24 protein-coding genes, 4 pseudogenes and 1 other annotated feature are annotated in these 24,788 nt (G+C 59.1%); of the genes and pseudogenes, 9 read left to right on the top strand and 19 right to left on the bottom strand.

Features of this window, described 5'->3' with window-relative positions:
* Positions 1 to 186 precede the first annotated feature (186 nt).
* Positions 187 to 300 (bottom strand) — a sequence feature (AL1L pseudoknot).
* A pseudogene (locus IVA75_RS00635) lies at positions 271 to 581 on the bottom strand (transposase); the annotation flags it as partial. (Overlaps the previous feature by 30 nt.)
* A gap of 715 nt (positions 582 to 1,296) precedes the next feature.
* Between IVA75_RS00635 and IVA75_RS00630 the strand changes: the two are divergent.
* Complete coding sequence (locus tag IVA75_RS00630) at positions 1,297 to 2,121, top strand: transglycosylase domain-containing protein (RefSeq protein ID WP_247285881.1); 825 nt, start codon at positions 1,297 to 1,299, stop codon at positions 2,119 to 2,121.
* A gap of 132 nt (positions 2,122 to 2,253) precedes the next feature.
* Here IVA75_RS00630 and IVA75_RS00625 read toward each other — a convergent pair.
* The 4 genes and pseudogenes from IVA75_RS00625 to IVA75_RS00610 form a co-directional block, all read right to left on the bottom strand.
* A pseudogene (locus tag IVA75_RS00625) lies at positions 2,254 to 2,846 on the bottom strand (FMN-binding negative transcriptional regulator).
* Between the two features lie 64 nt (positions 2,847 to 2,910).
* Complete coding sequence (locus IVA75_RS00620) at positions 2,911 to 3,063, bottom strand: rubredoxin (RefSeq protein ID WP_026232952.1); 153 nt, start codon at positions 3,061 to 3,063, stop codon at positions 2,911 to 2,913.
* Positions 3,064 to 3,157: 94 nt separating this feature from the next.
* Positions 3,158 to 3,457 (bottom strand): hypothetical protein, encoded by a 300-nt coding sequence (locus IVA75_RS00615; RefSeq protein ID WP_247285879.1) that lies wholly within the window; start codon positions 3,455 to 3,457, stop codon positions 3,158 to 3,160.
* Positions 3,458 to 3,871, bottom strand: a complete 414-nt coding sequence (locus tag IVA75_RS00610) for a hypothetical protein (protein ID WP_247285878.1) — start codon at positions 3,869 to 3,871, stop codon at positions 3,458 to 3,460.
* On the opposite strand from IVA75_RS00610, the gene IVA75_RS00605 reads away from it, so the two are divergent.
* Positions 3,858 to 4,196, top strand: coding sequence for a hypothetical protein (locus IVA75_RS00605; protein ID WP_247285876.1), 339 nt, complete (start codon positions 3,858 to 3,860; stop codon positions 4,194 to 4,196). The two genes, IVA75_RS00610 and IVA75_RS00605, sit on opposite strands and share 14 nt — an antisense overlap.
* A 1,515-nt stretch (positions 4,197 to 5,711) precedes the next feature.
* Here IVA75_RS00605 and IVA75_RS00600 read toward each other — a convergent pair.
* Positions 5,712 to 5,918: pseudogene (locus tag IVA75_RS00600) on the bottom strand (DUF2285 domain-containing protein); the annotation flags it as partial.
* A gap of 1,201 nt (positions 5,919 to 7,119) precedes the next feature.
* On the opposite strand from IVA75_RS00600, the gene IVA75_RS00595 reads away from it, so the two are divergent.
* The 3 genes from IVA75_RS00595 to IVA75_RS00585 all read left to right on the top strand — a co-directional run bounded on the left by IVA75_RS00595 (position 7,120) and on the right by IVA75_RS00585 (position 8,140).
* Positions 7,120 to 7,353 (top strand): hypothetical protein, encoded by a 234-nt coding sequence (locus tag IVA75_RS00595; protein WP_247285875.1) that lies wholly within the window; start codon positions 7,120 to 7,122, stop codon positions 7,351 to 7,353.
* Between the two features lie 3 nt (positions 7,354 to 7,356).
* Entirely contained in the window at positions 7,357 to 7,578 is a 222-nt protein-coding gene (locus IVA75_RS00590; RefSeq protein WP_247285874.1) for a hypothetical protein, read from the top strand.
* Between the two features lie 325 nt (positions 7,579 to 7,903).
* Positions 7,904 to 8,140: a hypothetical protein gene (locus IVA75_RS00585; RefSeq protein WP_247285873.1), complete on the top strand. Its 237-nt coding sequence runs from the start codon at positions 7,904 to 7,906 to the stop codon at positions 8,138 to 8,140.
* An 816-nt stretch (positions 8,141 to 8,956) separates the two neighbouring features.
* Here the strand turns inward: IVA75_RS00585 and IVA75_RS00580 are convergent.
* Both IVA75_RS00580 and IVA75_RS00575 read right to left on the bottom strand, forming a co-directional pair.
* Positions 8,957 to 9,379 (bottom strand): hypothetical protein, encoded by a 423-nt coding sequence (locus IVA75_RS00580; RefSeq protein WP_247285872.1) that lies wholly within the window; start codon positions 9,377 to 9,379, stop codon positions 8,957 to 8,959.
* 18 nt (positions 9,380 to 9,397) lie between these two features.
* Positions 9,398 to 9,619 carry a hypothetical protein gene (locus tag IVA75_RS00575; protein ID WP_026232948.1) on the bottom strand — a complete coding sequence of 74 codons (222 nt, stop codon included), beginning with the start codon at positions 9,617 to 9,619 and terminating at the stop codon, positions 9,398 to 9,400.
* A gap of 802 nt (positions 9,620 to 10,421) precedes the next feature.
* Between IVA75_RS00575 and IVA75_RS00570 the strand changes: the two genes are divergently transcribed.
* Complete coding sequence (locus IVA75_RS00570) at positions 10,422 to 10,799, top strand: hypothetical protein (protein ID WP_247285871.1); 378 nt, start codon at positions 10,422 to 10,424, stop codon at positions 10,797 to 10,799.
* Between the two features lie 157 nt (positions 10,800 to 10,956).
* Here IVA75_RS00570 and IVA75_RS00565 read toward each other — a convergent pair whose 3' ends face one another.
* The 3 genes from IVA75_RS00565 to IVA75_RS00555 form a co-directional block, all read right to left on the bottom strand.
* The gene (locus IVA75_RS00565; protein ID WP_247285870.1) at positions 10,957 to 11,583 is read right to left on the bottom strand and encodes a hypothetical protein; all 627 of its coding nucleotides are present in this window, start codon (positions 11,581 to 11,583) and stop codon (positions 10,957 to 10,959) included.
* Between the two features lie 649 nt (positions 11,584 to 12,232).
* The gene (locus IVA75_RS00560) at positions 12,233 to 12,976 is read right to left on the bottom strand and encodes a hypothetical protein (RefSeq protein ID WP_247285869.1); all 744 of its coding nucleotides are present in this window, start codon (positions 12,974 to 12,976) and stop codon (positions 12,233 to 12,235) included.
* The gene (locus IVA75_RS00555; RefSeq protein ID WP_247285868.1) at positions 12,966 to 13,199 is read right to left on the bottom strand and encodes a DUF6074 family protein; all 234 of its coding nucleotides are present in this window, start codon (positions 13,197 to 13,199) and stop codon (positions 12,966 to 12,968) included. Before IVA75_RS00555 ends, IVA75_RS00560 begins: the two co-directional genes overlap by 11 nt.
* A 186-nt stretch (positions 13,200 to 13,385) precedes the next feature.
* On the opposite strand from IVA75_RS00555, the gene IVA75_RS00550 reads away from it, so the two are divergent.
* On the top strand, positions 13,386 to 13,565 hold the full coding sequence (locus IVA75_RS00550; RefSeq protein ID WP_018455441.1) for a hypothetical protein: 180 nt from the start codon (positions 13,386 to 13,388) through the stop codon (positions 13,563 to 13,565).
* A 177-nt stretch (positions 13,566 to 13,742) separates the two neighbouring features.
* Here the strand turns inward: IVA75_RS00550 and IVA75_RS00545 are convergent, their stop codons facing one another.
* On the bottom strand, positions 13,743 to 14,003 hold the full coding sequence (locus IVA75_RS00545; protein ID WP_247285867.1) for a hypothetical protein: 261 nt from the start codon (positions 14,001 to 14,003) through the stop codon (positions 13,743 to 13,745).
* 296 nt (positions 14,004 to 14,299) lie between these two features.
* Between IVA75_RS00545 and IVA75_RS00540 the strand changes: the two genes are divergently transcribed.
* Positions 14,300 to 14,680, top strand: a complete 381-nt coding sequence (locus IVA75_RS00540) for a hypothetical protein (protein WP_247285866.1) — start codon at positions 14,300 to 14,302, stop codon at positions 14,678 to 14,680.
* A 179-nt stretch (positions 14,681 to 14,859) separates the two neighbouring features.
* On the opposite strand, the gene IVA75_RS00535 is transcribed toward IVA75_RS00540, so the two are convergent.
* The 4 genes from IVA75_RS00535 to IVA75_RS00520 form a co-directional block, all read right to left on the bottom strand.
* A complete protein-coding gene (locus tag IVA75_RS00535) occupies positions 14,860 to 16,341 on the bottom strand; it encodes an RES domain-containing protein (protein ID WP_247285865.1) in 1,482 nt (493 codons plus the stop codon).
* 127 nt (positions 16,342 to 16,468) lie between these two features.
* A complete protein-coding gene (locus IVA75_RS00530) occupies positions 16,469 to 17,302 on the bottom strand; it encodes a DUF6035 family protein (RefSeq protein ID WP_247285886.1) in 834 nt (277 codons plus the stop codon).
* 7 nt (positions 17,303 to 17,309) lie between these two features.
* Positions 17,310 to 17,723, bottom strand: a complete 414-nt coding sequence (locus tag IVA75_RS00525) for a hypothetical protein (protein WP_247285864.1) — start codon at positions 17,721 to 17,723, stop codon at positions 17,310 to 17,312.
* 160 nt (positions 17,724 to 17,883) lie between these two features.
* On the bottom strand, positions 17,884 to 19,080 hold the full coding sequence (locus IVA75_RS00520; protein WP_247285863.1) for a Fic/DOC family N-terminal domain-containing protein: 1,197 nt from the start codon (positions 19,078 to 19,080) through the stop codon (positions 17,884 to 17,886).
* Between the two features lie 174 nt (positions 19,081 to 19,254).
* On the opposite strand from IVA75_RS00520, the gene IVA75_RS00515 reads away from it, so the two are divergent.
* Entirely contained in the window at positions 19,255 to 19,821 is a 567-nt protein-coding gene (locus IVA75_RS00515) for a hypothetical protein (RefSeq protein WP_157642939.1), read from the top strand.
* A 1,676-nt stretch (positions 19,822 to 21,497) separates the two neighbouring features.
* Here IVA75_RS00515 and IVA75_RS00510 read toward each other — a convergent pair.
* The 3 genes and pseudogenes from IVA75_RS00510 to IVA75_RS00500 form a co-directional block, all read right to left on the bottom strand.
* Positions 21,498 to 22,310, bottom strand: a complete 813-nt coding sequence (locus IVA75_RS00510) for an arylamine N-acetyltransferase (protein WP_247285862.1) — start codon at positions 22,308 to 22,310, stop codon at positions 21,498 to 21,500.
* Positions 22,311 to 22,781: 471 nt separating this feature from the next.
* Positions 22,782 to 23,224 (bottom strand): annotated as a pseudogene (gene queF / locus IVA75_RS00505) (preQ(1) synthase); the annotation flags it as partial.
* 439 nt (positions 23,225 to 23,663) lie between these two features.
* The gene (locus IVA75_RS00500) at positions 23,664 to 24,113 is read right to left on the bottom strand and encodes a hypothetical protein (protein ID WP_247285861.1); all 450 of its coding nucleotides are present in this window, start codon (positions 24,111 to 24,113) and stop codon (positions 23,664 to 23,666) included.
* Between the last annotated feature and the right edge of the window lie 675 nt (positions 24,114 to 24,788).

Here is a 24,788-nt window from a genome sequence, read left to right as displayed (position 1 = left end):
GAAAACCGCCGCTGCCTGAACGGGTCAGATGCCGCCCTCGATACGAAGGCCATCCGTCAAAAGCGCGGGCGTCATCGTGCGGAGAAAATCGCGCTTACGCACTTGTTATGAACTCGCGCGTTGGCGTTGTTTTTTCAGCCGCTTGGCTGGATCGCGCCGCTTGGCCGCATCGGCGTGGTAGGTCGAGGGGGCGCATCGGCAGGACCTTGCAGATCGGCTCACCCCCATGCGCCACAATGGATCATCAAGAGGCGATCATGGCTTGGACCGCGGTCGAGCTCCGCCATCGCAAAATAGGCGCTTGCGTTCCGTAGGATTTCGTTAGCCTGCCGGAGCTCGCGGTTCTCCCGTCGGGGCCTTCAGCTTCTCGGCCATCTCAGTCGGAACGCCGGTCCGCTGCCCGCTGTCGATCTCGCCTTCTTGACCTAGTCACGAAGCGTTTGCGGTGTGCCGCCGATCTTTGCCGCAACCGATCTCACCGCCGCCCGGCGCGAAGGATGCTCGCCGGAGAGATCCAGAACCATCCGAACCGCTCGGGTTCGGACCTCGGGTGACAATTTGTCCGTCGTCTTGCTCGTCATGGCTCCATCCTCTCAGGAGTTGGAGCGTCCGACAAACCCGGGCGGTTCAAACCGATACCTGACTGAATCGAGAGCTGGACCTTAACACCACTTGAATCGTACCTAGCGTCAAGTTGTACTAACTACCGGTTCGATTCTCCGAACCCGAGACACATTCCGGCCTCAAGGTGCAGGCGCGGGACATTGAGGATCTGCGAGGCGTGCTTGAGATGATGGTGGCAGCTCTTATTGTCCTTTCGATTGTCGCCGCCGGTGGGGCTGGCTACGGCGTCCGTACTCGGCGCTTTCGCATCCGACGAGAGCGCGCGCGGCTGCATATGGCTACGGCCCACTCCGCAGAGAGTTGCAGCAGTCATCCGCCGTCGCGCAACTCGCTCGAGCAACCCGCGTGCTGGCAACCAGAAGCAGATCTTGCGGACCAGAAGCGCTCGACAATAGCCCGCGAGGGCCAAACAAATTCACACGGGCTCACCTCTCACCTGCAGAATTCTCTGCCGGCACCCTCGGCAAGGTGCAGCTGATGCGCGAGTTCTTACGTTGTGCTGCGGCGTGTCGCGGCTCCAGAACTACGACAGATGCTTTGTCTGGCGGGGACGTCCGAACGGAGCGGCGTGCCGCAGGCAGCACGCGTTTCGACGCGCTAAGTTCAAAACAATTTGAAACGCAAGTGAGTCAGATGATACCGCGAAGAAGAACCCCAATCCCACATCGTATGATGGCTGGAGCCACGCGTGGCTCGTCGATTATGCGCGGTGCAAGGCTTGTTCCCCGATCCTTGCGCTGTACGATCATCGATCCGCTTTCGGAAGCCTTAACATTCGGGCTCATCAGCCTCATAGTGTTAATGATCGTGGCAAACCCCGTTTTTCAGAAAACAGGTGATCAGGATTGGAGCCAGGGCGACGATCCCACACTCTGTCTGCCGGAATGTCGCACGGGTCTGACCAGCGCTTGCGCGACCTACAGCTCGATTTCAGTGAAGGAGCTTCCGGACGTCCTAGTCAAGGCGACATTGGCAACCGGGGATCGCCGCTTCTATAGCCATTTCGGCTTTGACCTTACCGCGATCGCGCTCTCATTGCATGCCGCCCCGGGCACACAGGCCGTGCGATCGTCCATTACCCAGCAGGTTGCGAGAATTCTATTCCCCTCAGATCAACCAAATTTGGAGGTCAGGATTCAGGAGGCGCTTGTCGCAATTTGGCTCGAATGGCGGCTCAGCAAGGATGAAATCCTGAAGATCTACCTAAACCGTGTGCAGATCGGAGGCGGCATCTTCGGCGTCAGTAAAGCTGCGCAGAGTTATTTCCAGAAGCAGGTTCAGGATATCGAACTTGGCGAAGCAGCCTTGCTTGCCGGCCTGATAAATGCGCCACTAGATCTATCTTCGCATGTTGCTCTTCCGAATGCGCGTGAGCGTGCAAACCTGGTTCTGGACACCCTCCTCGAGACCGGGCTCATCACCAATGATCAGCTGTTCGCGGCAAAGCAACATCCGGCACGCCTGATCTTCATGGATCAGGACGCATCGCCGAATTGAAGCGATCGAGGTGAGCGTGATCTCGCGGAAGATGATTGCCACTGCTGCCAACGAGTGGAGGGTAGCACAGCTGATTGACTGGCTATGAAGCCTGCTCCGTGTTGACGGCTGCGGCCAGCATTGCCTCGCCCATCACATTGTTCCCTGTGCCTTTAGGGCATAGCCGGCGCCGACAATATCTCGGACCTCTTTGTTCTGGCTGAGCTTCGACTTGCCTATGAGGCGTGTGACCTCGATCTCGACGCCGACGATCATCTTGAGCATCTCGCCGATGTAGTCCTTGGGGCTGTCGGTCATCTTCCAAGGATCGGCCTGTTTCGCCTCATGAATGCGCGTCAGGCGCGCGACCATGCCGCGGACATACGCTCATCATCGCGGATCGTGACACGTCCGTACACATGCGCAACCATGTAGTTCCAGGACGGGACCTGCTTCTTGGACTCGACCTTGCTCGGATACCAGTTTGGCGCGATGTAGGCATCCGCGGCGCGGAAATCGATCAGAACCTCATCACCGGTGACGAGATCCTGACAAATAGGGCTGGTACGAGCGACATGCGAATGAAGCACGCCCTGCTGACCTTCGTGCGCATGCAGCTCGAAGGGAATATGATTCGCGTCAAACCCACTCTTCCCGTTGGTAAAGAGGATGCCGAGCGGATTTTTTTCAATGAGATGGTGAAGTACCTCGGCGCGAGCCTCAACGAAGTGCGGAGGGACGTACATGATAACTCCTTTGGCATTGTGGGACGCCGTGCACCATAGGGTCGCGCAGCATCAACGGTTTGGTTCAGACCTCGGTCATCTCGAATTCACTTTTGCCAGCACGCCGGTCGGGGCAGATCCAATCTGCGGGCACGTCCTCCCAGCGGGCGCCGGGCGGAATGCCCTCTTCAGGCCATCCGTCTCGCTCGTTGTAAATGAGCCCGCACAACGCACACATCGAGGTCTTGTAGAGAGGCGCGTCGGACGCGATCTCGGTGTTCACGTGAGCACTTTCGTTGCTCATGACAGCTTCCATATTCGTCGGGCAGGGTTCATGAGGTCGACTTAGGGCGAGTCTGGCCTATCCAACTTGTAACTGCATTTTTGCTGGTGCGATCGCGATGGGATAGATCAGGCCGGGGTAGATGTTGCCGGTTGCCGGTGTAGCTGACGAGCGAGAGGCTGATCAGCGGAACGAAGCCGCCGAGTATGCCAGTGCCGATGGGATACGGAAGCGACAGCGAGGTATATCGCAGCCGCGCCGGAAAGAGCTCGACGAGAAACGCGGCATTCGGCCCATACACCAGCACTACCAAGACGAGTTGCGCCAGGAATAGCGCGGTGACGGCCACCTAGTTGTGCGCAGCCGTGGCGCTTGCAACGCCCATGTAGATGTGAATGTAGAGCGCGGCGGCGAGCAGAAGTCCGGTGACGATCAGCGGACGACGTCCGATGCCGTCTGACAAGGCCCCGCTCACGACCACCAGAGGCGTACCGATGGCTAGGGCAATGGCGACGCAGACATTCGCCGTCAGGAAATCCACCTTGAGAACGCTCTGCAGGAAATACAGCGCGTAGAATTGCCCGGTGTACCACACGCATCCCAGACCCGCCGTCGCGCCGAAGAGAGCATACAGCGCATAACCAAATCCTTGTCTCGTGCCGAAACTTTCGCGAACCGGCGCGCGCGAGACCTTGCCGGCCTGGCGCATCTGCTCGAAAACCGGCGACTCGCTCAGCTTGAGACGAAGATTGATCGAAAACACGACGAGAAGTGCGGACAGCAAGAACGGGGTACGCCACCCCCAAGCACGGAAACCTTCCTCCCCGAGCGTTAGCCGACACGCCAGCACGACCAGAATTGCAACGAAGATGCCATCGCTTGGTAAGAAGAAGTGCCTCGATGGACCTTCAGAAATTCTCGATCAGAAAATCAAATATCTGCCTGCAGGCCCCTATAAAATCGGCCTAAAGGCGGTGATGGCGCATATTGATGTCGCCATCAAGCACTACAAGCGAGGACAATCCGAGCCAGACCAAACACTATTCACCGATGTTGTCTTTCGCTGCAATCAAGCTTTTGAGGGTTAAGGAAGCTTACCGAGTGCTCGCTGGCAAGGACCCGTCGCGTATCGCGCCCCACAAAATCGAGGAGTTCCTCGGTCAGGCTGATCTACTTCGAAAGAAAAGTTTTGGATCAATTTACGCGTTACCGGACCGAATGGCGCAACCCATTCCACGCACGACTACGCTCTCGATTTCGACGAGGACGAAGGCCTGATGGCAATCGAATCTGTCACGGTCTTCGCCATCGTTCTTTGCGATCAGATCGACGGGAAACTTCCTTTTGACACTGCGGCGGACCCACGAGCGCCTGCCGCCACCCCGACGACCCGGCAGGCACACCGCTGCTTGACTTAGTTACGAGCGCCTTCTCAGATTTGCTCAAGGACATACAGATGACCCTTTGGTTTCTCGCGATCAATTGAGACCGCATTATCTTCGTACGGTGGGCACTATTGCGGGCTATCTCGTCAGTGCGCTGCGCGGCGTGCCAGGTGTTAGGGTCAAACAGAGCCAACTGTTCTCTGATAGAGAGGCTGATATCGTCGTCGAGCGATCAACGGGAGTGAGCTCTACGGAGAAGGTAATCGTTGAGTTGAAGGTTGCCTCCTCAGGGAAGTCCCTTCCGAGGCGCTTCCTTCGACGTAGCGCGGTCGAAAAAGCCGCTTACTTCTTGCACCTGCCCGACGTGACGGGAGCCGTCGTATTTCTATATTCCGGCAGCAATAAAACGTATGAGATTGCCGATACAACGGAGGCGCCGATAGAGAAGATGCGAATAGTCGGCGCGGCTTCGGATACAAAGTTAGTGAGCCCAAGAGATTAGAAGTGCACCGTCTGTTTGGCATGGGCCTCGGGCTTCTCGTTGGCATAAATGCGGTGCTCTTCACGGCTATGATTTTCTCGGAATGCCGGCTCACAGCCGCGATTGCCGGCGAGCGGTCCGCCGAGACGCCGGAATGCAGGGAGATAACGGCTCGGATCATCGAGCGGGAAACACGCATTTCGATCACTTCTCGGCCTCCGGCGGCAGTGTCTTTTTCAAGAAGCCGGATAGGGTCTTAATCTGCGATCCAAAGTTTGTGAACGCGAGCGGCTTCCCGTCAAATGATTGGTTTGCCCTCGCCGCGACGGCAAGGAAGCGCGGTCACGGGTGTCGATCCGAAAAAACTGCAGGCGGCGGCTCATCGATGCCAGAGAACCGCACTCAAGGACGACGGCGAACAAGCTAGCGTTGCTCTTCCTAACGCAGCAGTCGGGTGTCAGGCGTTCACCAGAGACGGCGGAGGCGTGGTCGTGGATATGGCAATACCGCTGCGAAAGCATTGAACTGGTTCAACGCAGGTCCCAGCACACCGCCGCGTTGTTGCCCGCGAAATAGCCAGAGCCTGCCCGAATTGGTTAACGGGTTGTTAATCGGGGTTCGGCAGGCTGACCATCAGCGCTGCCGATCAGCCCCCCAGCCACAGGTAGCGCAAAGCGATGGCCGGCGGCAGCGATGCCCGCCGGCCATTGTCGTGACCTAGCCCTTTCAGCAGCCGAAGGCCATCCTTGCCGCAGCAACCGACGGTACCCACTGTCAGTGACCCATTTCGCGCGCTCAAGATGGCTTTCGAACGCGGGCCGAGCGCGCGCTGGCTCACGTTCCGGGTCAATGCGCAAGATGATCCGCGATACCTCGCGCCAGTCAGCGCCTTCCGCATCGGCATCAAGCATGCGGAGATAGGTGATGCGGTGCTGTTCATCATAGAAACATGTGCTTCCTTCCGATCATTGGTTGCAGCGCCGGGACCATTCTCGGTCTTTGTGTCGCCCGGGTGGGCGCCGGCACGGGACTAAGGCCGCTGCGAAATGTGGCTGATTTATTTCCCGCGCGATCCGGGTTGACGTGATCGGTATGCGCGCCGGCGTTCCCACTTCGGCCCGCGGTAGGGCCGGTCATCCGGCGTTCTTGTGAAGCGCGCCGGGCGAGTACCGAGACAGCGCCGCTGCGACAGTCCATGCAGCCCGCGGCCGCTTCCAAGCCGCTAGGGAAGTTGGACAGGATAGCCAAGTCGCCCCCGCGTTTCGGGGTCCGCACCTACCGCAGCGCGGGTCCGTAGGACTGCCGGCACTCGACAGCCCGGTCATGTTGCACACTGGTTATTGATCCGGCCAGCCCAACATGCAGGCTTGGCATGGGCCGGCGCCGACGCCAAACACGCGCCCAGCTGGGACCGCGGCGCCTGCGCGCCGTAACGGAAGTTCAATGCCAATGTGGAGCATCTCTCGGCGGATCGCGGCCGCCACCTGAGCCGGTAAAACAAGGCGGGCCCGGTATTCCTAGGAACCCGGGCCCACAACCTGAGCAACGTCATGGCGGCGCCGTTCGGCTGCGTGTTGGGTTCTAAGCGCCCTTGTCTCAAACCGCCTTGAGCAAGGTCAAAGACTGCCCTTCTGGCAGTCGGGCTGGTCATCGGTCGACTTGATGCTATCGGCTACAAGCGGATGCAATTCAACCTCGATGGACCAGGCGAGCATAGCTTCGCCTGACAGTGGGCACGAACCAAGCAGACGCGTCCTCCCATGCCGCAAAACAACAACCATGAACCATTTAGAAAAGATTCCCGGCTGTTCCCGTTCGTTAAGTGATCGTAAACCATGCGATGGCAACAAACCGCATGGAAACCGAACTCCCGCCTGAAACGATACTGCGAGACATCCGTCGGCAAGAAAAGCGCAGGTCGCTTTTTAAGCACTATCACCGGCAATTTCTCGATCGTCTTCGTGACCGCGATTGGGTGTCTTCGTTAAAGCTTCCCGACAGCCCCGGAACGACGCTCGCTCTTTTACGAAACGGATGGATGGAGCGACGCTCAACGGGCAAAGGCGTCGAATATCGTATGACCGAAGCCGGTCTGTTGGAACTTAGCCGGCCGCGATAACTCAAAGGCGCAGTGGAGGCAACGCAGTGTCAACAGCCATGGAAATGATCGTCGGCGGCTACGTGAAGGTGCGGGACCGACGAGCCTTGACGGACCTGCTCGCGCATCGGCGCAAGATGCTGGGCGAACTACACGCTGTCTGCGGCATCGATCCCGCGAACGCTGTTCAGGCCGTCCAAGACGAAATAACAACTATCGAAGCCGGCCTAGAAGAACTCAAGCCGCCGCCCGGCTCGCTCCCCGAAAACGAGTGGAGCTAGGGCGTGCGCGTTAACAAGATCAATTGGGACAAGATCGGCCGCATGACAGAGCCCGGCCGTTACAAATGCTTCTTCGGCTATCTAACCGTTACGTCAGACGACATCGAAGTGTGGACGCGCTATCCCGACGCGACGTTCACTTTGATTGTGGGGCCAACGACTGAGCAATCGGTGGGCGAAGATTACCGTTTAGGCGCGTTCGACATCGGCGATCCACAACAGTAGGCGGTTCGCCGTCGGCGATGCGTATCGGGCTGCCGCTTGCGCCGACTTCGCCAAGGCGCCAGGCCCCGATCTAGACCGCCTCGCCGGTACATCGCTGGACAAAGGCGCCGAACTTGATGCGCTCGCGGCGATGCCAGCAGACGACCGGGCTTCGCTGATCCGATGGGCGGCCGCCGGCGAGATTGCCGCTTTTGCGGTCCTGCTGGCCGGTTGGTTCAGCGAGCGCGCACTCCGTGCAGAAAGACAGCGCCGGATACCCCATCGACGCCGCTGATCGTCATGGTTGCAATGCTAAGTGAAGCCTCGCCAATCAGTTGAGGGCAACATGGTTCGGGCATTTCGCGATACTGTCATGGCACTCACTTTTCTTGTAGTTGCGGGCAGCAACATTTTGTGGGATTTCATGAATAGCTACCTCGCCTGCGGCCTTGCACTGACCGCTTCAATCACGGCCGGCTTTTGCGTCGAGCGCGACTTCATCAGGCGGCCCAATCGCGAGATGGCCCGCCTCCACCGCGAGCATTCGGCAGAAGGACCAATAGGCCGGCGCGGCTGGGAGTAAGGCCAGCTCGGCTTACGAAATACGGCTCCCGTGATTGAGACGCTGCATTCCCGATCGCGGCGAGATCAGCCCTGAGCTATTCCGGGCCGCTTATCGCATGGGTCTTGAGGGGCTGGTATCCAAGCATCGCGATCGGCCTCACCGTGGCGGCCGGCAGAAGCACTGGATCAAGGTGAAGAACCGCAGCCACCCGGCGACGGGACGGGAGCTATAGATCGGCAGCACGGCTGTTCCAGAATTAACCTGATCTCGCTGCATCAAGCTTAATTCTGCAACTCGATTGCAGCACCGCTGCGAAGCGTTACCTTCTGAGCGCCGGACATTGCCCGTCCGGCTCCACCCAAGGCGAAGTCGTCGCACCACCATATTCGACGCGGCGCTTCGTTTGATTGCAGGCGGTTTCGTTTGGAAAAGCAGCCGGACCACGAACCGCTTGATCTCGTCGAGATGCGTCGGCAACTCACCGTACTGCGTTCGCAACATTCCGAAAATCTTGGAATAGCGTCGCTGTTGAACCGCTTCCTCGTGAAGATCGCGTTTCTGTCAGAGCCGAGGGACGTCGCGCACGTCCAACATCTGCGGTCTGAGTTCGCACGAACGCTACACAAGGTTGAAGCGATCGCCTCGCGGTCCCCATCTGCGAAGCCATCAGGCGCCGTCAAGCAGCCCAAGTAACACTAACGCACAGACGTCCTTGCGCCTGCCGCCGGCGGCGCCGATGCTGGATGCAGTCGCGAAGTCGTCCTCGTCTCGCGTACCGGCGGCTTCGCGGCTAGGGGTCGCCGCCACAAGCGGCGGCCCCGCCCATGATCAGATCTAGGGAGCGCGCCGCACCGCTCGGGGCACAAACGGCAGTCTCGGAGAAAACGACTTGGCGATCGCGAGAACCGCGGCTTCGTCGGTTTCGAGTGCGATCTTCTGGGCTAGCATCACATCGCCAACTGCCAATGCCCGTTCGGGGAGGAAGCACCACCCCACCTTAGGCTCCAAGTTTTCATGCAGCTCCAAAACATTACTCATCGTGCCCTGATAAATTCGGTATCGACGGCCAGTAAGAGAACCAGCGACTTCAAAAAAGCCATTGGCATCAAATTGCGCGCGCTGTTCTGGAGATAACCATTCCCGCAAAAGACGGCGTGCACGCGCTTCCGGGCCATTTTGCTCGTTGAAGCTCCGATAAAGGGCACGCAGGGCACGTAGACGCGCGCCCTGGGCGACGTTACGTCCGAACAAAAACATCTTTGATGCTGGACGGTTCTAACCGCCGACTAAGTGCGGATAGAACAGCGTTTCCTCCGCTGTTGCATCAAATGTCCGTATCAGCTTGAGATCGCCGGCCGGGGTCCGAGTGGCAGCGGTAAATCCCCGGCCGGTAAACATCTTGAAGCGCCGCTCGGCCTCGGCGAGCCCCTTGGGGTCGTCTTGCTCAAAAAAATGTCTGCTGTCGCCTGTGCTGTCCATTACGATCTGGGTAGCCATGGAAGAGAACTCCGCAACGCCTAGCCTCTGATGAAGAACAAACCTCGCTGCGATCAATAGTGTTCCTGCTCTCGGCAAATTTCATTGTGCCTTCTTGTTAGTCAGCGGTCGTCTACGAACATTCTACCGTCGTGACGCTACCCGCGCCAAGGGGCTAGGTTCTTGGACTATGTTTCAACACGTCGCGCACCAATCGTCAGGAAATGGAACGAGCAGCCACGGCCCGTCCTCAATGTTATCGTTTGCAGCTACGGGTCTGCCGGTCGCGAGGGGCTCGGCTGCGAACTCTTCGACCTCAGCGGTACTCACCGCGTTACGCTCGGCGCAGCTTAAATCACTTTGCATGAATAAAACTTCCCACCGGGGCACGATCGAATTTGCAGCGTCTTCGAAAAATATGGATCAAAAAGATCGGCACGCGACAAAATATCAGACCCCCTTGGCAAGCGATAGGAGCGCGGACCTGTCCTTTTGCATCCTAGTCGCGCGCGCCATCAGGCGTTGCAGTGCAGCCAACAGCCATCTCCATTCTTTGAGCGCCGTCGCTCCATCAAACTTTGCGGGCGGCGATCATGGCCTGTGAGGGCGGCTCAACGGAGTTCTGCGCCGCGCGCCGTACCTCCCTGCCGCGCAGCGCACGGCGGAAGCGATCGCTGCTAACCCGGAGAAGTTTGACCGCGCTATCGCGGCGGAAATCGGCGTCAGTCACCCAACCGTAGCGAAAGCCCGTCGATCAACTGGAAAGCAGTTATCAGTTGAAAAACGAACCGGCCGCCACGGCAAGCAACGGAAGGCGCCGACCATGTCAGCTGCGCAGGTTGAGGCATTCTCGGTCGATGAACTCGACGCCCGCGGCCGTGCTGTCGTTGCCTATACTGCAGCGAAGCTTCAAGCGCGGCTTGCGAAGGCGAAGAAGGCCCACGACGAACTGATCTGCGCCGCCTACCGCGCGCAAGGCGATGCGCTTAATATCGAGGCGCAGGCAAAGCGTCGATTGCCGACGAATACGACGCAGCGCAAGCGCGGGGTGAGGTTGCGCGTCTTGGAGATAATCTGCCTAGAGTTACCACCCGGAACGCTAGCAAGCCGACAGCGGCCGACGTCGGTATCTCCCGCCAAGAATTCCATGAGGCGCGCCAGATCAGGGACGCGGAAAAGCGCCACCGCGGCGCGCCGCTAGGCCGCATCAAACGGGGAAAACCACCGCGGGAGAATTCCTCGCGCCAATCACGAGTGTAATGTCCGTCGGTGCAAAACCCGGCCGCCTCCGGAGTGTTGCAGGGGGGGCTGCTATTGGCAATCATTTTGATCCTGGCTCTCGCCGGCGCGATCGTCCTTCAAGCGATCCGCATCGTCATCGGCTGAATTTCCACCGCCGGTAAACAGTTCTCCCCGGCGATCGACATAGCCGGGACGTTCTTCCTGAAACTGATCGTCGTGGTTGCCGCGGTCGCGATCTTGGCCGTCGTCGGCTTCGCGCTGATGACCTGCACCAAGTAGAGCAAGCGAACCACGACATCGATATCAGACGCCACTTCGGGATAGAACGTCGCCTGACGATTACCTAGATCGAAGTGAACGCGACCTCGGTCAGGCATGGTTTTGCCCGAGCTCGCAGATACCGATTGCCGCGGCTTGATTGCGTGAACTCGATCGGCTTGATCGGACAGACGGCCTTCAACATGTGGGCCGACAGCCCGCAATAGCTCGCGGCTTGACCCAGCCGCAGCGCCGCCGGCCAGTATGGTAGGTCGCGCTTCATGTCGCTGCTTTGACCCGCCCGGCCAGCGCGGGTACTCGTTCGTACCGACGTAGCCGCGCTTCCCAACACCCGACCTATATGACCGTTTGGTAAAGCCATCGTCGGTCCACTCCGCAAACAACATCCGCTCGCCCTGGAACCTAATTTCGAGTTTTCTGGTGTGCGCTGGATTGTCGATCTGCCGACGCAAGGACAGCGCCATATGGTTGTATCGGAAGTCGTAAACGCGGGTCCGGCCGTCGAGCGCTTGGATAATGAAACCGGCAGCGTTCCGGAAGGATCGCTAGAGCGACCTTCGCCAAAGCCTTGATGCGTTCAGAGCGGTCAGCTTGGTACATGCAATTCAGCTGGTGTTTCGGCTATAAGCTGGTCAAGTTCACTGGCCGTAATCAGATCGCGGTGCATTAGGACTTTCGCTACACGGTCAATCTCGGCCCAGTGCTCGTCGACCAACGCTTCACAATTCTGCAAGATGACGGCCAGTATGTCGTTCGCCTGCCGAAGGACGTCCGGGGGAAGTTAAAGCTCCTCGTTCCCAGCGCCGGGCAACGACTGGCCAGATTTCAGTAGAGCAATAGAACCGGCCGCCGCTTGTGCAATCTGCAAGTCGCTTTCGGCGCCGTCAGAAAACGAGCTGGGACGCCCTGAGAAACGAACGTTCGCGACTGGTCCTGCTAATGCTACAGCGCCATCGATCTCGTACCCCGCAATCTTCGCTTCTACTGCTTCTCCACTCTCATAAGACGCCGAAGCGGTTAAGGCTCCGACCGATCCTGACATACGTATTTCCGCGCATGCTAGGCCTTGACGGCGAGCCAGCACTGCGTGGGCCGCTTCATGGTATGCCATGATCATTCGTCTTCGCCTTCGCTCGTCCATGGTTGACCTTTTTCGTAAAGATGGCCCGGAGGACGGCGGCGGAAGCCGCCGCCCCATTCGACGATGTTATGCGCAATTCCGGCGACGCGAAGGACCGCACTTGCTAACTCGCGGGCCAGAAGCAGACCTCGCCCCTGTTCGCCGCCGCAATAGTTGCTCTTCTGCACTTCCTCGAACAGCATCATGCCGCGCGCCAAGATCAACATTCCTGAGACGGTAAGCGGCGCGTGCTGGCGAATTCTATACAGCAAATAATGAATTTTCTTTGCTTCTATGTGTGCTGCGTCCTTCGCGGCTTCGACACCGGAGACTTCGATAGCTCTGGCGCACTGGGCTCCGTATCGTTCCGCTGCAACAATTCGCGCTGTCAGGTCCCCTTCCAGTCGTTGCCTAGCCCGCTTGCCTCCCCAACGTTCGGTATCCCCCCGGACCGCGGCGAGTGCGATGCGGAGACGATCGGGCTTGAGCAGGTCGAGCCAGGCCGCGTCGGGGTGGACCGTCCCGTTGGCATCGACGATCGTGCGATAGAGCGGCTGCCCTTCGAACCCTTCGGCTTGTTCAAAGCAACCTTGGAAGGCCCGCCGGTCGGCCGCGGACGTGATCACGATCGAAGGCGGCGGTTCGGGCCACTGTTCAGCGGCCGGCGCCCGGGCCTGCTCTAGGCGCGCCACCGCGGCCCGGTAAGCCGGCGTGCGGCAGCGGTGCTCATTGGTCACCGCCCGGCGTCAGAACCTGCCGCCACAGTTCGGCGCGGACCTTTGCTTCGATGCGCCGGACTTCCGCGTCGATGGTGAAATGATCAACGCCTATTTCATCCAGTGTCCGACGGATCGCGTTTAGATTTTGCCGAACATGCTGCTCGCCTTGCTCGGCAGGTCGCGTCAGAACGAATTCGACGTGGCGCTTGATGTAAGCGGCGTCCCGGAAGCGGCCGGGCAAAAGTAAGACCTTCGCCTTCGGCTCGGCGATGCGGACATGAAGCCGGGGATCGCCTTTCTTGAGCCGGCGCCACTTCGCGCCGGGCGTTGCGCACGGCGCGCGACACGGCCCGTTCAGTCATGCTGCCCCCCAAGTCCGACGATCTGCGAAGACGATCTGCCAAGCGGCCTTCGCGAAAGCGTGGCAATGCTGTTCGATTTCGGCATCGGTGATGCCCAGCCCAGCGAGCCGGCCCCACTCGATGTCAAGGTGCTCGATCAGAAATTTCTCAGCGTCGTCAGCCGACGGTCGCTTGCGCATTTCGGCGGCTATGAAAGCGACGATCCGACGGTGGCGGGCCGACGGGAACGCGTAAATGTGCGCTGAAGGAACTGCCTTGCGTCGGCGCTTCATCGGTCAACTCCCGATCTGCTGGATGAAGGGCGGCGCGCTGGGGAAAGGTTCAGAGACCGCAGCGCGCCGCCGCTAGCGCCGCCCGGGTACGTCCGCCGGGTCGGCGCCGGCGCTGACGCGGGACGGAACCGCGCGCGCCGAAGTGGAAGGTTAGGCGGCGGCTTCGCCGCGCAGAAGCTGGAACAAATCTTCCACAGGAGCAGTCGTGTGGCGTCCGTTCTTTCGAACGCGGATCACGCCGTCCTTCATTAGCTCATAAAATCTGGTTGTCCAAATTCCAGCGACTTCGCAAAAGCGGTCGACGGGCACGTTCAGGGACAGGTTGTAAAGTTTGACGACGTCCGGGAGCGTCATGTCGCCGGGGCGAGAACGATGGGAGGTCGACAACTGGGGCGGCAATTCGCGGCGCATTGGGAGAGTTCTCCTAGGCTTCAGTTTCGTCCATGACCGCAATCATTCGCGACACTCAGAGAGTTCGTCAACGTGCCCAAAATCCAATACTAAAGCACCCAAGTTATGTCGTTGATGCGAGGCTTATTCCGGTCCGACGGATTATTGATGAAACGACTACATCGAATGGGCGGGTGCGAAATCGCGCAGCGATGTGATTTGCGGCGGTCATTCCGGGCGCTTTACCGGTTGATTTCGAGCGTAGAGAGACGAAGGCGAATGCAAGTGACGGTGCTTTCGTTTCACCGCGGCGTCGAATGCCGGCGGATGACTGCGCCGAGCTGATTACTCGGATGCGTTACGGAGACGTCGTCTTTGGCGACGAGATCGTGCAGTTCAACGGTGGCTCGGCTCATATCACTCGCGCAAAGAATGGATTTTGGCATGGGCCTAACGGTCCGCGGAACACGCATGTGAGCGCAGTTCTATTGTTACCTGAGACAGGATTGTGGAAGCTGAGAGAGGAGAAATGGCAGCCGGTACTCGCAGTTCATCCTTGGGCGGACCACCCTCTTCCGGACGAGCTACGAGAGATCAACCGATTTGAGGCGGACGACGACAAGTGGATGTTTCGGGACGGAAAGCGGTTCGCCGACATTGTCAGCCAGCCTGATCCGTGGTCGCCAAAGGAAGAATGAAAGCTATTCCCCTGCAGGCAAGCGCTGGCGCGTCCCAATTCGGGCCGCTGTTCTCATCGATAGGTTCGCGGTCGTCGTAGAATTTTCGTGCCACTGCTTGTGGCCGGCGAAAGCGCCTCATGCGTCAGCGCCATTAGTCGCCGCCGCCATCACACACCTTCTCGTGACCGGGTGTAAATTTAGAACGGCGATCGATCGTCCTTCTCCCAGCGGGAACGACGCACCTGATACTCGTCCGTCTTGAAGACGACGCCCTCCACATGGTGTACGCTGACGCTGTCCGGCATGACGCGAAGGCTTGGCTCCCGCAGATCGGAATCGACCCGTTCTCCCGCCAACGCCGGCATGGCATCGAAGTCGGGCCATCCTGGCGATTTTTCCTTTTCTTCATCAACCTTTGGCCGCGGCGGCACCTCCTCGAATACCGAGTAATCGACTTCCCACCCCTCCGCGGTACTTTGCCCCGTCCTGGCTCTGATCTCGGTCCCGCTCGGAATTTCCATCGCCTCGACGCGCGCAGCCTTGTGGAATAGGACGACGTTGAGCACGTCTCCCGCGACCTGAACCGACGGGAAGATAATGCCATCAATGGGCACCGAGGATTCCGTTGCGAGAAAATCGGCGATGGCTTGCGTTGCCAGATACTCGAAAGGCTCATCGTCGGGCATGACCGGTTGGGTGATACGGTTGCTCAGAGATTTCAGAAATTGCGCTCGTTCCAGCCGGCGCGCAAAATCGACGTCAAGGATGCTTCCGCCCATCTGGACATTCTTGAGCGCCGTCAGATCGAGCAGCCGGAGTTTTCGGATAATCTCGAATTGCGCCACGGCAACCTTGCTTCCAACCGGAGGCCGCACCTCGGCGATGGCGGCGTTGGGATCGTTGGCGCCGTAGAACACAGAAATGCCCCGCGCATTCATGCGACCTGCCGCAGCCACCAGCGCTGGCGGTGACCCGAGCTGGAGGTCGGGCCGACACATCGCCACCTCGAGTTTGTCCTCGGACTGGAAGACCCGGGCACGAGAGAGTGTATGGAAGGGCGTTCCGGGCCCCGCATCTACGACCAGAGGCTGCCCCTGCCGCGTCCGCAAAGCATTCACCCCGTCGAAGATGGCCGCCAGATGCGTAGCTGCGGTGCGACTGAAGAAACGCGCCTCGGTCTTGAGTGAATTCTCGAACCGATACCATTCCTCGCGCCAAGCATCATCGCTGACCTTTTTCTCTTGATAGTAACTGTCGCTCGCGAACTCCGTCTCTTCACCCATGGCCGCGCTGTCGAAATCGCTATGTTCCTCCTCCAGGATTGACTGGACGTCCTGGGCCGCGTCTTCAGGGATTTCGGCGGCGTTTTGAATGGCGTACACGACATCATCGCCATGTCGATTCCATTCGTAGCTCAGCTCCTTGTCGCGCTGGAGCATATATTCGTAGTCGTTTGGATGATCTGACGTTCGATAGTAGTGCTGCTCGAACGCGGTCGCCACACGTTCAGCCATCTTGTCAAGGCTGAAGGTACGACGCGCCTTGTCGCAATAGCTGCACTTGGCGCGTTTGCCCTTTGCGCGAACTTCATCGCTTAGATACTGCTCGCCAATGCAGGCGTAGCATATGCGCTTCGCTTCGAGGTCGTCACTATCTACGGAATGCACGATATTTTCCACCTTGTTGCGCCATCGTCTCCTACCAAGCCGCTGCCCCCACAGGCAATCTGGCCCCGTCCGCAATCCTCGACTCACTTGATTGCGCTACAGAATACGTCAACCGCTGAGATACGCTGCTGGCATTGCGTCAAGCTGAAGAGAATATCTCCGGGAACAAGGCCAGCGCGATCTTTCCCGACACGCTTTGGCGGTCGTCTTGCACCACTGTGCGAGCTTTGACGATCTTGTTGCGAACACTCTCGATTTCAAAGAGAGCGTCCCTGTTGGTCAGTCGGGCGAAGGTCCGAATGAGGCGCACATAGCGCTGTCGTCGCTCGACATTGAGAAAGGAGTTCAGCACCTCGACAAGATTCTGCTGCCGCGATCCGACTGGCCGACCGTCGACCAGGGAAAGTAAGCAGTTGATCAATGCATCCACATCGAGCGCGTGCAGCTCGTTGACGTCGCTCCCCGGAATCGCCACTTTGGCGACGAGTTCGCCAAACAGGATCTCACGCTCTTTCCATTTCGTACCTCTTTCGGCGAGCGCGCCGCGCCAGCGCGACAGAAAGTCATGATGCCAAGGCGGCCTCGACGGGACCGCGTTTGCGCGCCCTCCCTCGATCCAATTGAGGTCGGAAATCGTGACCAATTTCGAGCGCCATGCGTCTACATCCAGCCAGAACGCGCGCAAGATTACTTCTCGCCGCTGTCTGGAGAGGGCTATCGTTTCATCGTCAATTGAGAACAGGTTCTGGTCGTGGGAGTAGAAAATGTCCTCAAACGAACTGAGTAATCGGCCGCTCGTGGGTGGCTCAAGATTCCAGGTGAGCCAAATCAGGCGAATGGACGCGCTCTCATAGAAATCTTCGCGTTGCACGATGATGGGGATTTGCGTGGTTGCAAGTTGAACCTCCACGACGAGTGGCATGCGATCATAGATCGCGCGTACGTCCGGCCGCCGCCGTCCATTCTCTAGGATGAGATACTCATCGACAACGACGCTTCCCTGCGGTCGTGCGCGGATCGTTGGTCAATAACTCACCGACGATATGTTTGATTTTAGCATGCAGCGGGCTTTCCTGCGCTCCGTCAAATTGCTGCGCGCTAACGATATCGACGCTGGCCGGCGTCCCCGTCCACCAGGGACAAAGCTGTGGGGCACCCGGGTGGTGTTTCCAGTAAGGCTGGCCGGTCCGGCCTTCGCGCGGAGCATAGACGGCATGTCCGCATTTCGCGCAGACGAAACGCGCTTTCCTGTCGAGCCGCGCGCGCGTCGCCGCGCGACGGAGAACCTGATAATCATCCTTGCTCATCGCTATGAGCGCATCACTCGTGATGCTGTGCATCGATGCAAGGTCAACCACTCTTTTGAGTGTCCTTCGGAGAATCGCCTCGACCATCTACCGAATCTCCCTTCGTCCGGCGTGATCATTGAGCATTTGCGGGATCGCGTGCTATGGAAAATCGCCTGTGTCTGGAAGTCCCGCCGACGGCATGACCGGCGGCGGGGCGAAGACGCAATTCGCGGCTTCACCGATTGTCAGCCCGGCATACCGGCCGTCAGGTGTCGGCACCGGGAAGAATGGGTTCTTCGCCGAAGGGTCGGTTAATGATCGACAGCGCGTCGGGCGCGGCGAAGACGCGGTTGCGCGCATAGCCGGTACGCTCGTTCAAGATTTTATTCTCGACCAGTTGCTCTACCGCTTGCGAGGCTGCAGGCACCGTAATGCTGAGAAGCGAGGCCAGACGCTTGACGGTCAGCACCGGATAGTGCGGCAGAACATCGAGTGCTCGCAGGCTCGCTGAGCCCTGGCGAAATTTGCGCCGCTTTCGCCATAGATCGCCAAGTGCAGACAAAGCGTCGCGCGTCTTCAGCAGCTCATCCGTGGTGCCGACAATTGCGTCTGCCATGAATCCGACCGCTTCATGCCAATCGAGGCGCTGCTGAGCCGCTTTGAGCGATTCATAATAAGCCGCCTTGTGGGCTTCAATGTACGGTGACAGGTAAATCGGCATCATGCCTTCCGCCGCCATCATCAACGGCAGGAGGAGACGGCCGACGCGGCCATTGCCATCACGAAACGGGTGGACTGCCTCAAAATGTGCATGCGCAACCGCCATTCGCACAATGAAGCTCTGGTACATCGCCTGCATGCCCTCGCAGCGCATGTACTTCATCGTGTCCTCAAGACACGCGGCAATGTCAGACGGCGGCGTCGGATTGTAGGTCGAGTAAGCAATATCGCCCCTGCCGCCGATCCAGACCACAACCTGGCGAAGATCGCCGGGCTTGTCCTTGTATTCTGCGTCACCGCGCATGACGGCGTGATGCAGATCCTGCACCAAACCGCTTGTGAAGATTTCCAGTTTCTCTTGTCTGGCCCGCGGCAGGAAGTCATCGAGCGCGAGCGCGTAGTCACGCACCTGAACTACCGCCTCGCCCTGCTGGGAATCTTCGCTCTCTTCACCGGACAGCAATTCGTCAAGCGTGCTGTTGGTGCCTTCGATCGCCGAGCTGCTGACAGCTTCCCGCCGTGGCAAGATGCGGCTGATCAGATACGGGTCCTTTAGTTCGGCCGCGAGCGTCTCGATACGCACCAAGGCTGCATCCGCCGCCCTGAGCCGGGCAAGGACCGACCCCACGGCAACGCCGTCCTCAGGCGGGGGCCGCGGAACCACGCCGTAATGCGCCGCATAGGGCACCGGAAGCCGCTGCAATCGTTCCCGAACGGCCTGAGTGAGATTATCGCGGTTCAAGAGAAACCTTTCGCAGAAGACCAAGTCCGATACCATGGTAAAGGTTATTGAGCTATACTTCAATAAAGCGACTGATGGTGGGCCCTATATAACGTTCTTAGGTTCCATCAAGGAACCCCTTGCCCGTACTGTCGTTACGATATTTATAGCGTAACGACAGTACGGAGACATTTCGTGGCCGATCCTACGGTAGTCAGGCGAGTAAGACGCCAGCGCGACGTTCGCCTGGCTGAAGGCTGGCAGGAAGTCCGTGTGTGGGTGCCCACCGAACAAGACGCAAACGATATCAGAAACCTCGCCGCCGATCGCAGGGCAAAAGCAAAAGCGCTCGCCGGCCTTGACGAAGGAATTAAGAGCATGCCCCCAGAAACACTGCACCGCATTGCCGAGGCGATCGCATCCCAGGGCTCGGCAGCCTACACGACCCCTTCCGGTCCTGTACTGGACCTCCTCACCAAACTCGCGGAAGAGGACGATCTCGCGAGCTTCTCGCGGGCTTTCATTCTTCTGGCGCGCGCCGCACCGGCTAGAGCCGCGTTTGTCGCGGGCGCGGTGCCGGCAAAGATCTCCAACTTCCTGATCAAGCATCGCGGCGTCAAGGCGACCGCGCTGATCAAGTGGACCGAGTCGAATCCGGATTGGACTGAGGAGCTCAAGAACGCACTGCGTGATCCCGATCTATTTGTTCGTGTTGTCGAAGACTTCGCCTCTGCGATCAAGCAAGGTGCCGCCGCTCACTAGACCTTTGACAAAGAAACCGGCGCCGTTTCAAAAAAGCGGCGCCGGTTTCTAGGCTGCGCGCCCCTCGTATTCACGGCGAAAGGCGTCGACACTGCAGCCCGCGTTGCCAGAACCACTGTAGCAGCTCCAGAGCCGTCCCCTCAGGGGTGCGCGAGCTGGCTATAGCTGGGGCGGCCGCGAAGTGAATATCTTTGCGTCGCGTCTTACGGACGCCTTGGCGGCGGCAGCGAAAACCGCGCGGGAATCCGACCTTCATCAGCTTCAGCCACTGCGCGAGATACGAGCGTGATCGGCACGCACATCCTGCGTGATCTGAAGCTCCGCGCACAGGAACGCCGCGCCGAATTTCAGCGACCAATTCCTCGGCGGCGTAGGCCTGACCGCCGAAGCGTTTGCCGAACGTGCGATCGAGCCTGTGTTTCGCGCCGGGTCAGCTCGTGGACAAGCGTGGCGTAATAGCCTTCGCTGCGGGACAGCGTTTCGGTGCCGCAGAACATTTCCTCCGGAGGCATCTGGATACTATCGGTGGAGAGCCGGTAAAGGGCCCGGTCGCGCCGTGCTCGATGCGCGCGCCCGTCGCTCTCACGAACGCATCGGCGCCTGCGATGCGGGCGACCGGACCGAGAGGCTCCGGCACTGGGTTCAGGGCGTAACCCTCGACCTGCGCCGCGTTGAACACCCGCGCGATGCGCGGGCGACACGCGGTTTGCCGTCGTCATCCGCAACGTCGGGATCGGGCTCGGCGTCGAATTCCTTGTAGAAGATCACAGGGCTCGATTTCACGCCTGCGCGAACCTGAGCGCCAAGCTCCGACCATTGTTTGTAAGTGGCCCACACGGGCGAGCTGAACCCCTTTAATTGGGCGGCGACCCAGAGACTCACGATATTGCTATAGCCGTTTCTTGGTCAGCACATTGACCGGCATGAAGAGAGCGCCCGATGATTTGCGCCAGGGTAATTATGGTCTGTCGGGATTCGCTTCGATTGCGGCCACAAGCTGGGACGTGATCTCGGATTAGCATCCTTCCGGGTGGAGACGCTGGTTGATTGAGGGGACATTGCATCGCCTTTCGCTCTTGCGAGCCCGCCGTGATTGGCGGTCTCGATGCCGAGCGAAGGCGGCGGTGCCTGACGAAGTGCCGTACGCTTCGAATCCACGGCTGGTCACAGCACTTATTGCTGTAAGCCCACAAGACTCACAGGGAATTGACGAGCATAGCTCCTGATCTCGTACGTTCAGCCTGAAGCGGATTCGAACCAAAATTGTGAAACATCGGCTTGGTATAGCTAATGGCATTCTCGGTTTGGTAAATTATAAAATTGTGAATCTTCAGTTAGTTGGTGGTATTCTTAGATTCCGGCCAGGGGCTTGCGGGTCTGGCCATTGTAAACGAAGCTTGGCCGCCACCGCCTTCCTCGACCATGCCGAGGATATTCGACCACCTCTCCGACGAGAGGGATCGCCGCAGCCCGCACCCTCCGGCCAGCTGTGACATAAAGGCGCCAGGCGCTCGGCACCCTTGAAGCCACGGATCGATGGGATCATTCCAGAGCAACTCGATCGTCCCCTGAAGCACTACGACATCGCCAATAACAGAGTCGACGATCCCGCCCTGGGATTTGGAAGAGACCGCACAGGCCATCGTCGCGCTGGGAATGCTTGATCACTTTCTTTCCTATACAAGTCCACGTGACCCAAGCTTTTCCCATAACGAATCAACGGTGCACTGAGTCAGTCGGAGCCCGAAGACATTGGCCAAGACCTGCTGCAGTTCGATCTTCGTTTCCAGTGTTTGTGTTTCCCTAAATTGGCTGCGAGTCAATCTGAGCTTCTTGTTAAGCAAGGTTGCACGTCCCTCCGATGTCAGCACACTCATCATGAGGACGGATGGAAAGGGCATACGGTCCCAGCGTGCGCAGATGAAGTTGGCGCCCTCGAAATCGGGTGGCAGGGCGACGGCTCGGTCAATGCCGAAAAGAGCGAACCATTCATCTTCGTTCTTGCGTTCAAGCACGAGCTCTCCACTGGCCGGGTCGGCCCGCAGACGAAACACGTCCCCACCAACTATTTGCTGCTCCTTCGCATCGATTCGTAGCGGTGCAATCGGTGCCGGACCGGGAAAGGCGGCATCGGCAAGCCAGTCGCAACCCTCTATGGTCACGATCAATGCATGATGTGTGCGTGGGCCACCTTCCGAAGCCCCCATGCGCACCCTGCAAAGAATTGGCCGGACCGTGAAATCGAGTTCTTCGAGCGCCAAGCCAAACAACTTGTTCAATTCGAAGCAATAGCCGCCTCGCCGGGCATCGATAAGTTTGGCCCAGATCGAATTCTCAGTCAGATCGGGGATATCGCCGAGCAGAACATCAATGTTCTCATAGGGGATCGCTCGCATTTGAGCCTGCTGGAGCGCAAGAAGGCCATCAACCGTTGTCGGGACTTGAGCAAGGCCGATCCGATCGAGATAGGTCGCAATCTTAAATGCCATGGCACGTCCTCTGATGTGTGGATTCGTTTGATTAAGCCGCCGGAAGGGCGATGACTTCGCAGGCGACGCGTAGAAGGTGGCCATCTCTCCTATAGAAATGAAACAGCCCCAGCACTTCCGGCGACAGCCTCAGTGCCAGTATCGAGCCAACGGGCCATTTGTGCACGGCCGGAGCAGCCCGTAGGACTCCCGGTCCGCGGCGATTTGCAACGGCGATCTTCCAGCCTTGCGAATCATCTCGTCTCGCCTCGCCGCGAATGCTCCGCGTTTCGAGATCCACCGCCGCCCGCGATCCGCCATCACTAAGTAGAGAACGGCGAGAGCTACCAGCTGAGGAATCGCTCTCAGCTACACCAGCAGTTTCTGCCGCGTTCAACATGACATCACCCTTGATGAATCGTAGTTACGAACCTGCAGCTCTTGCGCTACTAACGAGCGGCTGTCGCTCTTTTGGTTGCTCAGCCGACGGCAGCGATAAGGCGCCACACCTGTATCGCGCAACCAGGCGCCCTCCGGTGGCGCGCCGGTCTGCCAGAACACGTCGATCGGGATGCCGCCACGCGGATGCCGGTAACCGCCGACGCGCAGCCACAGTGGTTTGATCGCCCCGGCAATGCGTCGGCCGGCTAGCGCTGTGCATTCATCATGCAAAGCGCCGTGTTTGCGGAACGAAGTCCTGAACTGCTTCAGTGATTTGGAGCCCACCAGTGCCTCGTCGGGCGCGTAGTCGATTACGATGAAACTCGGCTGACCGGTGACGGGCAGACCGAGGTGAATTCCGGGCAGGTGCAGCGCACGTTGGCGGGCGGTCCGTCGCCGCGCCTGAGCGGCGCGTTTTCGAGGACCGCCTTATCTGGGCTTCCTGGCGTCTCGACGTGGGCGCCGACCTGTGTAAAGTTCCGGGTGGTAGGCACGGCAACTCCTTGATGCATGCCGCCGGAAGTGCAGCCGTCGAGCCGGGCATCGCCGATGAAGTCCTCCTGATCCACTGCCGCTGCTCTCGAGTGGACGACGACATCGGAGAAGCCACCGCGATCGTCGCAAGGGTGAAGCCGCAGAACCTTCCAACCCCGTTACCGCACGCCGAGAAACTTCGTGTTTGAATGACGACGCGCTCAGTCGCGTGCAGTCACCTCCTGAGTGCTCCGCTCCGCTGCCTTGGCTCAACGATTGCATCCATATTGCTGGCTTGGTCGCCCCACCGATGTTGAGGGTTAGTAGTTTGTCGACGTCGGCAGGCTTGTCGACGGGCGACATCTTGGCCCAACAGGCGACGGTGCGACGGCGGGCGCCGCTGGCAAAACGCAGCAGATAGGCCGATTTCACGGCCGTATGTCTTGAGTGATGCATAGGTCACGGTTTAGTCCTTGATGAGCGCCAGAAATTCGCTACGCAGTATTTTGCTGTCGCGGAAACACGGCGCATGATGCTGGTCACCATAGTGGTTTCCGTCTCGCGAACGCCTCGCCACACGCACTGGTCGGCCAACCCCTTCGGATTAATGTGGCCTCGAGCTCGTCTGCCAACATAATACGCTTCCTCTTGGATTGCGGGAGCGCCATGATCAAGTTGGCCGCACGCACAACTTTGCTGATACCGATCACCGACACCAGGCAGCACGCCGACCCACATGCGGTGGAGCTTGTCGGGGCCGAACCATCCCGAGCCGCCGGGCCGCAATGAGCCGAACGAGGCCGAGAGAAGCGCGCGGCGGGCGCCGGCGGTGAGGCGCGCGAGATCGGGGCAACCCGGCTCGCCGATCACGAGCGTCGGTTGCGGCGTGGAAAGGTCCGGGAGGCGCATCGAAAACCCTCAATGAAAATGCCAATGACCGGAGCAAAGTGGTGCGAGCACGCCGATCTCACGGTGATGGAGCCAAGCGCGTAGGTCTCTTGCAGGCAGCCCGCGTTTGGCAAGTTCCGTAGCCGCAGGGCTAGGTTCAAAGCGCTCGACGAACACCTGGCGCACGTACATCTTGGCTATCCGTTTTGCGGTCGCAGTCGTGTTGTGGTCGCGGCTAGTGTCGATAACCAAGCCTCAAGCAAGACTGCAAGTGCTGCTCGACTTCTGCTTGTACTATCTCACCCTCACCGGGCCGCAAGTATTCTGCGACATTGGCGTCTATTCCAAAGGACACGCCTGCGTCGAGCAGGCGTTTACGAGTTGCTTGCGTTGAGCTCATCAAACATCCTAGCCGGGCGCTTTGCCTCGCTCTCGCGCGAACAAGTTGATCTGCGGGCGCTTCTGCATTTTCGGCAGTCCGCATGATGCCCCTGGCGTCGGAACGGCCGCTTGTCGCCTCCCGATCTGCGATTACCTGCCGCATGGCCTTGATATCCTGGATGAGTTCGAGACTTCCACCGTGTCGGCAGTATGGCCAGTCGAGCGATGCCATCCATTGTGCTGCGTAGCGCCTCCAACGTTCGAAGAATGACGGAGTTGTTTGATGGAATAGATAGCTTTCATCTGAACTCTTTA

Source organism: Bradyrhizobium sp. 134, assembly GCF_023074155.1.
GTDB lineage: Bacteria > Pseudomonadota > Alphaproteobacteria > Rhizobiales > Xanthobacteraceae > Bradyrhizobium.
This window is presented reverse-complemented; position numbering and strand designations above follow the sequence as displayed.